This is a genomic window from Sporotomaculum syntrophicum (assembly GCF_009932395.1).
Lineage (GTDB): Bacteria > Bacillota > Desulfotomaculia > Desulfotomaculales > Desulfallaceae > Sporotomaculum > Sporotomaculum syntrophicum.
In genome coordinates, this window is sequence record NZ_LSRS01000003.1 from 722,168 (window position 1) to 734,766 (window position 12,599).

A 12,599-nucleotide genomic window follows, 5' to 3' on the forward strand; every position below is an offset into this window, starting at 1 on the left:
AACGTCCCCCCCGTTAATCCTTATTCTTCAACACTTCTACCAGCTGAAGTTGTTTAATACCCCTGACGGCAAACAGATGAGCAACAATGATGAAGAAAAAACTGCCCAGCGCCGCATATACATAAGTGACCGGGTAAATAATCACCGGTAAGCTATACAAGTCTGTACTCAACGCACCGATATAGCCCTTGACCATCAAATAACCAAATGGCAGTCCCAGGACCACACCCAGCACTGATTGCAGCAGATTTTCCTTGAGCAGGATGCCGGAGACCTCTTGTATGGAAAAACCCAGCACCCTGAGGGAAGCTAGTTCCCGCTGTCTTTCCGCAAAACTGATCACAGAAGAATTGTAAACTATCGCAAAGCCCAGCAGCAAAGCAAAGAGGACCAGAATTGAAATCGAATATATTGAGGCCTCCAAATTCTTATTAAAATTATCCAGTTCCTTTTGGAGGCTGAGGATGGATGACACCGCGGTCATCTCCTCCAGTTCCGCTTCCAGCCCGGCGCTTAATGCCGAATCCACCTTCAGCATCACCCCGGACACCAGTTGTCGCTCCTGCAGCAGCACATTTGCCTGCTGCAGGGAAACGAAACAACCGCCTCCCACCAGCTGGTTACTTATGCCCACTATTTTAATGGTGGACAGCCGAGAAGGACCAATGCCCAGCAGCGTCTCCACTTCCACCATATCGCCTACCCCGGCTCCCAGTTTATTCGCAGTTCTCTGACTGATTAGCAGTCCTTCCCTGGGCACTTCCAGGGGGCGCTCGCGGGGATCCGCTAGTTTCTTTAAGCTGGTGTCTGGATTTAAGCCTGTAATCGCATCATCTTCGCTTTTGCCGTTATAATTGATTCTAACCGGCACTTCCAGCAGAGGCTCCGCTTTTTGGACGCCCTCGATCCGCTCGATATTCAGCAGCTCGCTTTCTTTAACCGGTGCTGTAAAGCGGACCAGGTAATCATAGCGCTGGTTTTGGTAAAAATGTTTATTAATCATGTAATCAACAGCATCGAGAGTAAATAGAGACACCACCAGCATGCCTACGGCAAAAACTATGCCCACCAGCGTGATCCCGAAGCGGCCCCGGTTCCGGGCAGCAGAGCGGATACTCATCTTCCAGGCGGTATCCAGCCGGCGCCACAGCCATGACCAGCCCTCAATCAGGGTTTTAGCGCCGCCTTTGGGGGGCTCGGGGCGCATGGATTCGGCCGGATTTATCTTCACTACACTGCGGCAGGCAGTCAACCCGGCCAGGCTGCTGATACCGATACTAAGGATAAAACCGTAGATAATGGCCTGGGTGTTCACCGCGCCAATACTAGCGGGTAGGTTGAAATACAAGGCATAAGCCCGGGACATGAACGAAGACAGCACCAGACCTAAAAGCGTGCCTAGAATAGCTCCGCATAAAGCCACCAGCACTGCATAACCTGTATAGTGCAGGATAACCTGCCGGCTGCGATAACCCAGCGCTTTCATAATCCCGATTTGCAGGCGCTGTGCCCGCACCATGCGGCTTATGATGACAAACTGAATAGCGGCGGCAATACCCAGGAAAATAGCCGGCATATAGCGCGATGAAGCCCTGAGGCCGTCCAACTCCGCTTCCAGCATGGCATTGCTGAGCTGTTGTTTACGGGGGTATCCGGCCAGGTTGCCGTAAGGCTCCAGTACTTCTTCTACCTGATCGGTCACCCGCTTCGCATCGGCACCGGGTGCCAGGGTTATCAACACCTGATTTATCTGGCCCTTTAAATTTAGAATTTCCTCGGCCCTTTCCCGGGAGAGCATAATAACACCGAAGGTCGTAGGATCGGGCAGTAGCGTGCCGGCATCCTTCATAAGATAGATAAATTCAGGCCCGGTGGCGGTGCCTACCACGGTCAGCGGCACAACCCTGCCCTCGGCTACAATGCTAACGATATCACCATATTCCAGCCGGTTGCCTTCAGCATACTGGGGGTCCACTAATACTTCGATATCCCCCGTGCGGGTTTGCTCCCCAGGCTGCGCAGCTACCCCTTCTGCGGCAAAAAACCGGCCGGTTAGCAGCTGCAGGCTGTTAATTTCGTATTCCATCGGCAGTGTATAGCTGGTCAGGCGGGCGGTGGCTCGTTGATTAAACTCATTAATCAAAGCAACATCCTTTTGAATCCGCCCGGTGACCCCCGCCACCCCGGGAATGGTTTCAATTTGCTTGGTCACTTGCTGTGGTGCTTTAACCACATGAAAGTAATAGTCCGCAAAATTTCTATCGCGGTAAAATTTTTCTTTAGAGGCATTTAAATTATGATAAGCGGTGGTCATGCCTATATATACGGCTATACCCATCGCCACCACCGCCACTACGGCAATGAATTGGCCTTTAGTTTTTATGATGGTGCGCCACAATTTATGGTTCAGGGCACTCATTACCACTCAATCCTTTCCGGTGGCAATGGAGCAGCATTTTCCCTGATCTCGGTGATGGTGCCGTCCCGCATGCGCACCACCCGGTGGGCCATGTCCCCAATGGGGGTATTATGGGTAACTATCACCACCGTGCTACCCCGTTCCCGGTTTATTTTCACCAGCAGAGCTAAAATTAGCTTGCCGGTCTGGTAGTCCAGCGCACCGGTAGGTTCATCACATAACAACAGGCGCGGATTTTTTACCGCCGCCCGGGCAATGGATACCCGCTGCTGCTCGCCGCCGCTCATTTGCGAGGGAAAATGTTCCATTCGTTCGGCCAGTCCCACCTCTGCAAGCACCTCTTGCACCTTCAGCGGCTCATCCACTAAATCGGCGGCCAGCTCTACATTTTCCCTGCCGGTCAGGTCGGGAATCAGGTTGTAAAACTGAAAGACAAAACCAATTTCGTTTCTCCGGTAACCGGTTAATCGCTTGTCGCCGGCCCGGCTGAGATTTTCGCCCAGAAAAAACATTTCCCCAGTGGTGGGCAGGTCCATGCCGCCCATAATGTTCAGCAAGGTGCTTTTGCCCGAACCACTGGGTCCTAAAATAACCAAAATTTCCCCTTGGAAAACATCCAGGGAGGTTTCCCTGAGAGCATTAACTGTTATTTCGCCCATATGGTATGTCTTGGTAATCCGGTCAAGCTTCATGAGCACGTCCATAACTATAGTCCACGCCCTTCAAGGTTTATTGTTAATCTAAACTGTGTGTTGCCGGTATAAACTATACTTTAAGCTTTATTAACTCATATTCTGAATTTAATGTATTTTACCTGCCTGAATGGGTACGTAATTGTTCCCTTTGAAGAATCGCCGGCAACTTCGTAAAGCCACTGCCGCCGGCAAGAATGTGAGATAAGATTTTGTTTTCCCGGATAAGATAATTATAAACACTCACTATTTTGTTGGGCTAGCAAAACGGCTCAGTTCCACTTAAAGGAGTATTGTATAATGGCGATTAATGTTGAGCTGGAAGCATTGAGAGAGGAAATAATCGAGCTGCTGCAGGAGCTCATTGATGTAGCTGGTGTGACAGGCTTTGAGGATGCGGTGAGGGCAAAAATCTTGACTTTGCTGAAAGCCACCGGCGCAGCTTGCAGTACAGATAATATGGGCAGCCTTTACGTCACTGTGCCCGGCGAGGGCCAGGACGGCAGCAGACTGCCCCGGGTGATGATCTGCGCCCATATGGACGAGGTGGGCTACCTGGTCGGCAGCATTGACGACCAGGGCTTTATTTATCTTTTTCCTCTGGGCGGGATACCTGAAAACCTGGGAGCAGGTGAATGGGTGTCGCTGCACACTGCTGCAACAGTCATTCAGGGCTGCGTTGGCATTTACCCGCCCCACCTCCCTGTCACGGCGCAGCAGGAAATTTTCGTAGATGTGGGCGCACAAAGCCGGGACGAGGTACTGCACATGGGCATAACTGTCGGCACGCCGGTTACCTTTACCCATGGTTTCAAGCAGCTGAACCGGAACCGGGTGGCCGGCCGGTGTCTTGATGACCGGATGGGTTGCGCCTTGCTTATCGCCCTGTTGCGCCGGCTGTCCGCTCACCCCGTGGCCGCCGAAGTCACCGGGGTATTCACCAGTACCGAAGAGCACGGCATGCTGCCGGGCGGCGGCCAGGCTAATGTGCATGGCTCTCGCGGCGCTCAAGTGGCCACCATGAGGCTGCGCCCGGATTTTGCCATTGTGGTGGACAGCATGGTAGGCAGCGATATACCGGGCATTGCTCCCCACCTGCGTCAAATCCACCTGGGGCAGGGGGTAGCGCTGCGCCTGGCGGATGAGCTGGCCATTATGCGCCCACCCATGCGGGCATTTTTAAATGAGGTGGCCAGGTCAACCGGTATTACCCTGCAGGAAGGGGTGTCGCGCTCATACACCGACGCTTCAGTAATCCAGCTGTTCGACGTACCGGTGGCTACCCTGGGCATACCGCTGCGCTATGTTCATGCCCCGGCTCAAATCGCTGATCTTGGCGATTTAATCCAAGCAATGCACTATATGCAAGCCATAGTGGAAAATATCGGTCAATACTTGTATACCGGCCGAAACCATACCATTTAGCGAGATCAACCAGTATCCCCACCCGGTCACAAGCAACAATTTTTAACAGGTATAGCCAATGCATTTAAATTACATACTAACACTTGAACTTGCTAAACCCTAAAACATCTTAAAAACCCAAAGGAGGCAGGCTAATTATGGCCAGAAGGCGTGGCGGCATTATGTCGGACAAGCTGAAAATGGAGTTAGCCGAGGAACTTGGGGTTGCCAATATTGTTCGTGCAGAAGGCGGTTTCGGCAGCGTTTCGTCAAGAGACTGCGGCAATTTAGTCCGCCTGGCTATACAAAAGGCAGAGCAGTCTATGGTTTAGGGAAGCAGGTTCAGGGATGCGCTTAAACAGCGCATCCCTTTTGCATAAGCGTTCAGCAGGCATCATTGCTGTCATCTATATATCCGCCGTTGGTGCAGCGGAATACTTTCCCTTCCCAGGTTCTAATCATCACGTTATCCTTTTCCACAGATAACAAATACTGAGGCAGCAATGGCGTCTTGCCCGCGCCACCGGGCGCATTGATAATATACCACGGCACGGCCAGGCCCGAGGTGTAACCGCGCAAATGTTCCATGATTTCCAGGCCCTCTTGTATGGTAGTGATAAAATGGGCTGTGCCTTTAACATGCTTGGCATGAAAAATGTAATATGGGCGAACATGGATTTTGAGCAGTTCCTGGTTTAATTTTTTCATAACGTTGGGATCATTGTTAATCCCTTTCAGCAACACGGCCTGGTTACCCAGCGGTATGCCGGCCTTAGCTAACATACGGGTAGCTTTTAACGCTTCCCGGGTCACTTCCATGGGATGGTTAAAATGCGTGTTTATAAAAATTGGATGATGCTTTTCCAGCATTTCACAGAGCTCGGGTGTAATGCGCTGCGGCATAGTCACCGGCACCCGGCTGCCAATCCGTTTGATTTCCACATGTTCGATACTGTCCAGTTCGGTCAGTATCCAATCCAGCCATTCGTCGGATAAAGTCAGCGGGTCACCACCGGTAATCAAGACATCCCGCACCTCGGGATTGGCCCGGATATAATCAATAGCTGCTTTGACATCCTCTACCGCTGCGGGTCTGTCCACTTCACCAATGTTGCGCCTGCGCTGGCAGTGCCGGCAAAACATTGCACACTGGTTAGTCACATTAATAATTAGACGGTCTGCGTAACGACGGGTAATCCGAGGCGCCGGTGAAGTAAATTCTTCCGCCATGGGATCTTCTTTACCCCAATTGTCACGTATTTCCCAAATGCTTGGTATACCCTGCATCCTCACCGGACAACTGGGGTTGTCTGCCTGCATGAGGCTTAAATAATAGGGCGAGACTGCCCAGCGGAATTTTTTGCTAACGAATTCAATATGACCTGCTTCTTCATCGGATAGAGGCAATATCTGTCTTAGTTCTTTGACATCGCTGATTCTATTGCGCATCTGCCAGCGCCAGTTATTCCAGTCGGACTCAGTAGCTCCGAAATATTCAAGTATTTTACTTTTTCTTGCCTCGTTTTGTTCGGCTAGTGCAAAACCAGTAGGGATATTTTTAACAGCGTCCAGGTAACCTTCTATGCGATGTTTAAGTTCTTCCGCTCTCTCCAGAGCTACCTGGCGTTTATCCTGCTCAGGTTGCATTGGCAAACTTCTGATAGATCTCTCCATTCAGCCACCTCCATTTTGGAATTAACCCACATAAATAATTAAAACTCACAAACATATTATAAAATTTTACAAGTTGTTTGTTATTAGGGAAATACTTTTCTTTATTATATCAATAAGTGGCAAGCTTGAAAAGCATTTTATTATTGATGAGTGAGCCTGCATTGTACCGGAAGCAGGAAGTTCCTAAAGCGGCTATTCACTAACCGGGGGGTACCGGAAATGACCGGTTATTTCCCATCTGGTTAGACAATCTTCCTCCCTGGCCACACCGGCATTATGTATGGCCAGGGGCACTCCATGCAAATTTTTGCGGTCGCTGATAATACCACAGTGTTCAAGGCCGTTGGCAAAGCGCCAGTAAACGACATCACCCCACTGCCAGGTAAGTAAATCCTCCCCCTGCACCAACAGTGGCAGTGCCTGGCCATGCCTGGCGAAAAATTTCATTTGGTTGGGCACCCGGCGGTGATCGATATTGGTATCCGGCCCCGGCAAACCCCAGAGTTGCGGATAAAGCTCAAAATTTTCCCGCATGTCCTCGTGGATTAGTTGTTGCAAATCAATACCCGCAAAACGAAAAGCTCGGATCACCACATCGGTACAGGCGCCACTTTCGGGTGGTACATCACCGCCCGGATATTTAACTTGACGGTAGGAGGCGTCATAAATCACTCCCCTGGCCACTTCCTCCCGGGCACCGATAACTACCCAATCATATACATTCCGTTCTGCAGGTGTTATCTTTTCCACCGGAGAAGGACCGGAAGGCTTAACCGGCAAACTACCGGTCTGTCCTTGTAGTTGCTGTCCGTTTGCACAACCGGCAGTTAACCAAATAAGCGCGAGCAGTAATCCATATAACCCGGCATGCTTCACTACAACATCTAATCGACCGGCAAATCTTAATTGACCATAGTATTTCTTTAACATCAACGTAACCACAACCACCTGAAATGTGCTAAATCCGTTAATTATTTGCCCGGGACCCCACAGGTTAACCCCGGGCAGTTGTTCATAAAGTTATTAGACAGTTAATTAGTCATATCTAGCTGATTTGGGCAAATTTCCTGGAACCGCAGGGACCATCTGCCTGCAGACAGTAAGCCGGTCACATCTGATTTTCTCAGCCCGGTCAGTTCGGCAATATCAGCATAGGTCAGGCCCAAAATATCGCGCAATACCACCAACAGCCTTTCCATAGGCGGCAATTGCAGCAGCGCTTCTTGTATCCGCGCCCTGCTGCGAGATAACTGATAATTCTTCAACGGAATAGCCTCTTGCTCCAATCCACAAACCGGAACAGCAGTTTTTTTAATAAAAGCGGTGCATAGATTTTTTAGCATATTTCCAGCCCACATATTTCTTTCCATGCTTTGTTCCCGAACGAAAACATTGAAAAATCTATAGTGAACCCGATTGCCTTGCCGGTTCCATGCGCTCATAGAAATATCTATAAGCTCGGCAGTTAACTGATGGTTTCCGGTTAACCTGTAGGCGGTGTTATAAAGCAAATTAAATATCTTATCGTGAGATTGTACTGTGTCAAAAACCTCGCTTGTCCCTGACACGGCCACTCCTCCCCGCACTGTAAGTTGCATAATTTCCACTCCCGAAACTTCCCTATATTGTTGTAACACAGCAATATGTGAAAAAGTATCACCAAAAGTCAAAAAATAAAAAATGTTTTTCAGCGTCATGTGGCCATAATACTAACACAACTGTCACTAATTACAAGACAGATGTGTTATAATAATAAAAATTAACACAGGAGGTGAATTGTTAAATAATTAAATAATTAAGGAGGCATCGTATTTTGTTCATGAAAACTTTACGCCGGGTAACAATTTTGACTATCCTTTTGCTGTTTACCTTATGTTCAGCTGCCTTTGCTGCCAACGCTGCGGATTTAACAAATGTTCTGCCGGAAGAACCGGGAAGTGAATTAACCAGGTCTGAATTTGGCGCCATGCTGGTTGAAGCGGCCAACCTGCAGCCGGCTGGGCAGTCAGCACAATTGCCCGCCGATGTTAAAGCTGACGCCTGGTACGCCAACAGTATACAAACCCTGTTATCCAGAGATGTGCTAAAAGGGTTTGCCGACGGCACGGTTAAGCCCGAGCAACCCATCACCCAGGCCGAGGCTGTAGCTTTGGTAGCCCGGACACTGGGCTTACCCCAAAAAGTATCCGCCCGGGAAAAAGTCCAGTTATCCATTCCTAATCAACACTGGGCATATATTAACTATAGTTGGATGATTAGTGAAGGTTTATTAACTGGGGAAGATGCCAAAAAGGTTTTGACACCTCAGGAAGGGGCTGATCTGCTTACCAAGGTATTTGGAACAGCCGATCAGTGCAGGGAAATCAACGACAAAATAGAAACCGCCAATCAAAACATTACCAGCCTGCGAATGTCCGGGGAAATGGATATGCGAATGAACATGAGGCAGGTTGGAGAAGCTCAGGACATGCCTGCTACCGTCAGCACCACAGTCAACATGGATGCCAAGTTAGTCATGGACAAGGGTCTGCATATGGTTATGGAAACTACTATGTCACCAGGCAGCAACCTGCCCCAGCAATCCTTTACCATGGAACAGTACATGACTCCTGAAGGTATGTTTATGAGCATGCCCGACCCTGAAACCAAACAGGTTACCTGGACCAAGATTCCCGATAGCGTATTCCCCAATATGATGGATTTAATGAAACAGCAAACCAATCCGCTACCGGAAGAAATTAAGAACCTATTCTACTACCGGTATTTGGGTGAAGAGAATCTGGAAGGGAAAGATGTAATTAAACTGGCTTATTACGGGGAAATTACAGATCTAAGCAAAATGATCGCCTCTCTTGGCCAACTAGGTGGTCAGCTGCAACAAACTCTCGACCAGGCCCAAGGGTTACTGCAATCAATAACTTATGTAGGTACTATGTATGTGGACAAAGAAACTTATCTGCCCTTAAGTACCAAGAACTTTTCCGTGATCACTTTTGCCGAGCAGCTGCAAGGCCAGGCTATGCCCATTGATTCAATGCAGGTGGCCTACGATTTCACCTACAGTGACTATAACGCTCCATTGGAGATAGTGCTCCCGCAGGAAGCACTGGATGCTGAAGAAGTATCCTTAACCGGTCCCGACAGTGCAGATAGTAAGACTGAGCAGACGGCCGCTGTTGAGTAATAAAGGAAGTATTAATAACGCAACAAGAAAAACCCCTCCCCCGGCTAACTAACCAGGGAGGGGTTTTCATTTACCTATTTAATCCTCGCGCAAGCGCAAGAGGTGGGCGGGATCATAAATAGAATTAATTTTACTTGCAAATAAGGTTTGATTCTTAATATCCTGGTCGGTTACATAATGGATGTCCAGAAGGCCATCTGTACGGTAACCTGTTTTCAGATAGTTGATTTCCGATAAGGCCATGCTCCAGCCATTAAGCCATAAATCAAGCGCTTGTCTTTGCTCCGGCGTTCCCTCAAAATGAATAATTAAATCAATATCACTGTTAAGTCTTGCAGTACCATAGTTTGTGCTTCCAAACAAATAAATTCCCTTTACACCGAATGCTTTAAGATCCATCTTGGCTGAAATCTGCTCCGCCATATAATGACGCCATTTCCAACCTTGATTATCTTTAGGATCTGCTGTCTTATCTTCTATTTCAAACAGGTTAGCATTAGAGTTTGCGTCGTCTTTAGCCGGATAGTCGAGATAGGCTACTGCCTTTTCTAAGTCAGCATTCATCAGAACAAGGAGTTCCTGGCCATGATAATTATCTGCTACATTAATTACCTTGATAACATGCTCTAAATAAGCATATGCAGGCAAAATCTTGGCTAAAGCATTGCTACTTCGAGTAAAAAAGTAATTGGAAAATAACACTTCGTTGTCTTCCGGATATAACGGCAAATACTTAATATTTTCCTCAACCAGATCTTGAAAAAAATGTGTTCCAAAGGATAACTCCGGTTGGTACTTAGATTCCTTATTAGCGACTTCAATAAGCATTGAAGAGTTATTAATATCGGAATAGGTCACCCTTACACCTAGCTTGATATCTCCGCGGCTACCCCAGCGGCCAGGGCCCATTAAAATAAAGCTTCGTCGCGGCAAGATGCGATTTAATTCGCCGATGGCAATGCCGACATTGACTAAGTCCTGGTGACTTTCCAACTTAACGTATTCTTCCGGGTCAACATAAACAACTGTCTTAATGCCGGTGACCCTCCCATTAGAAACATACCTGTTGGCTGTAAAAATCATATTTTGAACAGCAATATTGGTGGGGATAGCTACAGGAAAATTGCCTTGCGTTGTGCTTTGCGGGCGACACTGCAGCAGGTAAATATTTTCTCCGTCACTTGCAAATTCAATATCAACCGGGTAACCCAATTTTTCCTGTAAAAGCGACATTACAGAATGCAATTGGGCAACAATTGGAGTCTTTTCAATTAATTCATCAAAGGTGATGATTATATTATCTCTTTGAAAATCTGTAGTAAATTTATTAAGTTCAGTGATAAAATCATCTTTTAAGACTGAAGCAATATAATTGAGACGTGGGATATCACTTCCATAATCTTTAATATATTGAGCTATTGATATGGTCAAGAAACGGTTATTCTCTATATCCAGGACATCCATTTTCTGCGGCGAATATTTATGCATTTCCTGTGGTACCTGATTAACACGAATATTTGGTTGTCCGGGCGATATCAGCACTGGAAAATCATCGCCTACTCTATCAACCGCTCGCGTTCCCAGCCCAACAACCATACGCAGAAGGCCATCCTCACGCTTAATTCGCGGGGACCACCGAAACTCGTTGTTACTAAAAGCAACGCCGGAAAAAATAGGAGCGTAATAGGGTCCTATCCTGCAGCCAACAACTTCTTGAATCATAACTCCCATTTGGTCGGTATAATCAAGTAAATTATGTTCTATGCGATACTGGATCGAATCGGGACTAAACATCGAGGCATATACCTCAAGAATTCCATCCACCAAACTCTTAAGGCGTTCGGCTCTTGTCCCTTTATTGGTTAGGAACAAGCTTTTATATTTGCCGGAAAACGAAGAACCTAATTGATCCTCAAGCAAGCTTGACGACCTTATAATTAAAGGCTTGTTCTCACTATATTCAAGAATTTGATAGAGCTCATTCATTACATAAGGCGACAAGCGAGCATTTTTTAGTGTCTGAATAACTTTTGGATAAATAATACGTATCTCTAAAAGGTCTCTGTATTTATGTTCATTCAATTCGTCAAGGCCATTATCGTGAATCAGTTTAACTAATTCATCGGAGGCAATGTACCATGTTTTAGGAACCTTAATGTTAGCGAATCCTGGATTATCTGCGCTGTAGTTCTTAATGATTTGCTTGGCTAAAAATAGCCCTGCAGCCTTCCCCCCGATTTTTCCTGTACTTTTCGGAGAACAAATGAAGGTTTTTAGCAATTCACAAAAGTCTTCAACTAAAGCGTATTTTCTTGCGTTCTCAATTAACTTTGGGTTATCAGTTAAAAATCGGCGTGCCAGTTCCACAATTAGCCATCTCTGCGTAGCCTTATTATAAATGGCGTTGGACTTTACAGTCTTTAAATATTTGCTTAACGCCTTTAAAACATCCTTCACGTCGGCATCCGCTTTATCAACAAGTTTTATTAAGTCATAAGTTTTTCCCTGGTATATCCATAAATTAATATAATGAAATATTTGTGAATCCTTTAAATATGTTTTAGCAACATTAAAAACACTCTCGCTCAAACGCAGAACATCCACAGCCGGCATTTTTTCCAGGGGGAAATTGATTTCCCCCTGGTATTCATACTTGGTCCAGTTCATTTCCTGATAAATTTCTCTGACTGAGTCCTGATTGTCTTTAGCCAAAAGAGCTAGTAGCTTTTCACAGACATAAAGCAGCATTTCATGGTCGGTAATCTGCAATAGTTTAATAATTGCTTCCCAATTACTTCTTGATCCGCTGGTTTCCTGGAAACTTTTTCGCTCGATCATTTGAGATATTTTTTTCGCTACTGTGTTCAGAAGCTTTTCTTCCTGCACTAAAAAGATATTTTTATCTTCTTCATCTTCATTATATGGATAGGCAGCTTGAAGGTAGCCACGCACTTCGTCCCCGACAATAATTGGGGATCGGATTTCACGATGAATTGCTATCTCAGGTTTGGCAGTATAAGTTTGATCATCAAAAACAATGTTTACGACACAAGCCTGTGGATTGCAGAACCCCTGCGGCAGAATACTTGAAATTTCCATTAATATTTCCGGAATTGAATTTTTAGTCAAGGCATCGTCTACTAAATACAGACACTCAAGCTCCTTGGCACGCTCTATAAAGGCTTCAACCGGGATACCCTGTAGTTCATCAACCATCGATATCTCC

At 46.8% G+C, this 12,599-nt stretch carries 9 protein-coding genes; 3 read left to right on the forward strand and 6 right to left on the reverse strand.

The window, feature by feature from the left end; genetic code table 11:
• Positions 1-13: 13 nt before the first annotated feature.
• Complete coding sequence (locus SPSYN_RS08445; protein WP_161822010.1) at positions 14-2,419, reverse strand: ABC transporter permease; 2,406 nt, start codon at positions 2,417-2,419, stop codon at positions 14-16.
• Complete coding sequence (locus SPSYN_RS08450; protein WP_341478864.1) at positions 2,419-3,123, reverse strand: ABC transporter ATP-binding protein; 705 nt, start codon at positions 3,121-3,123, stop codon at positions 2,419-2,421. The genes SPSYN_RS08445 and SPSYN_RS08450 overlap by 1 nt, the downstream gene beginning before the upstream one ends.
• Before the next feature lie 288 nt (positions 3,124-3,411).
• Between SPSYN_RS08450 and SPSYN_RS08455 the strand changes: the two genes are divergently transcribed.
• Positions 3,412-4,536 carry a M42 family metallopeptidase gene (locus SPSYN_RS08455; protein WP_161822011.1) on the forward strand — a complete coding sequence of 375 codons (1,125 nt, stop codon included), beginning with the start codon at positions 3,412-3,414 and terminating at the stop codon, positions 4,534-4,536.
• Between the two features lie 137 nt (positions 4,537-4,673).
• A complete protein-coding gene (locus SPSYN_RS08460; RefSeq protein WP_161822012.1) occupies positions 4,674-4,847 on the forward strand; it encodes a small, acid-soluble spore protein, alpha/beta type in 174 nt (57 codons plus the stop codon).
• A 52-nt stretch (positions 4,848-4,899) separates the two neighbouring features.
• Here SPSYN_RS08460 and eam read toward each other — a convergent pair whose 3' ends face one another.
• The 3 genes from eam to SPSYN_RS08475 all read right to left on the reverse strand — a co-directional run bounded on the left by eam (position 4,900) and on the right by SPSYN_RS08475 (position 7,787).
• Positions 4,900-6,189: a glutamate 2,3-aminomutase gene (eam, locus tag SPSYN_RS08465; protein ID WP_161822013.1), complete on the reverse strand. Its 1,290-nt coding sequence runs from the start codon at positions 6,187-6,189 to the stop codon at positions 4,900-4,902.
• A 192-nt stretch (positions 6,190-6,381) separates the two neighbouring features.
• Positions 6,382-7,119, reverse strand: coding sequence for a DUF1287 domain-containing protein (locus tag SPSYN_RS08470; protein ID WP_161822014.1), 738 nt, complete (start codon positions 7,117-7,119; stop codon positions 6,382-6,384).
• A 101-nt stretch (positions 7,120-7,220) separates the two neighbouring features.
• Positions 7,221-7,787: an RNA polymerase sigma factor gene (locus SPSYN_RS08475; RefSeq protein ID WP_161822015.1), complete on the reverse strand. Its 567-nt coding sequence runs from the start codon at positions 7,785-7,787 to the stop codon at positions 7,221-7,223.
• Between the two features lie 221 nt (positions 7,788-8,008).
• Between SPSYN_RS08475 and SPSYN_RS08480 the strand changes: the two genes are divergently transcribed.
• Entirely contained in the window at positions 8,009-9,373 is a 1,365-nt protein-coding gene (locus SPSYN_RS08480) for an S-layer homology domain-containing protein (protein ID WP_243152997.1), read from the forward strand.
• 78 nt (positions 9,374-9,451) lie between these two features.
• Here the strand turns inward: SPSYN_RS08480 and SPSYN_RS08485 are convergent, their stop codons facing one another.
• Positions 9,452-12,589, reverse strand: a complete 3,138-nt coding sequence (locus SPSYN_RS08485) for a PEP/pyruvate-binding domain-containing protein (protein ID WP_161822017.1) — start codon at positions 12,587-12,589, stop codon at positions 9,452-9,454.
• Positions 12,590-12,599 lie beyond the last annotated feature (10 nt).

Coding starts and splice junctions, on each gene's coding strand:
- SPSYN_RS08445 (WP_161822010.1), bottom strand. CDS start 2,419: ATGAGTGCCCTGAACCATAAATTGTGGCGCACCATCATAAAAACTAAA.
- SPSYN_RS08450 (WP_341478864.1), bottom strand. CDS start 3,123: ATGGACGTGCTCATGAAGCTTGACCGGATTACCAAGACATACCATATG.
- SPSYN_RS08455 (WP_161822011.1), top strand. CDS start 3,412: ATGGCGATTAATGTTGAGCTGGAAGCATTGAGAGAGGAAATAATCGAG.
- SPSYN_RS08460 (WP_161822012.1), top strand. CDS start 4,674: ATGGCCAGAAGGCGTGGCGGCATTATGTCGGACAAGCTGAAAATGGAG.
- eam (WP_161822013.1), bottom strand. CDS start 6,189: ATGGAGAGATCTATCAGAAGTTTGCCAATGCAACCTGAGCAGGATAAA.
- SPSYN_RS08470 (WP_161822014.1), bottom strand. CDS start 7,119: ATGTTAAAGAAATACTATGGTCAATTAAGATTTGCCGGTCGATTAGAT.
- SPSYN_RS08475 (WP_161822015.1), bottom strand. CDS start 7,787: ATGCAACTTACAGTGCGGGGAGGAGTGGCCGTGTCAGGGACAAGCGAG.
- SPSYN_RS08480 (WP_243152997.1), top strand. CDS start 8,009: ATGAAAACTTTACGCCGGGTAACAATTTTGACTATCCTTTTGCTGTTT.
- SPSYN_RS08485 (WP_161822017.1), bottom strand. CDS start 12,589: ATGGTTGATGAACTACAGGGTATCCCGGTTGAAGCCTTTATAGAGCGT.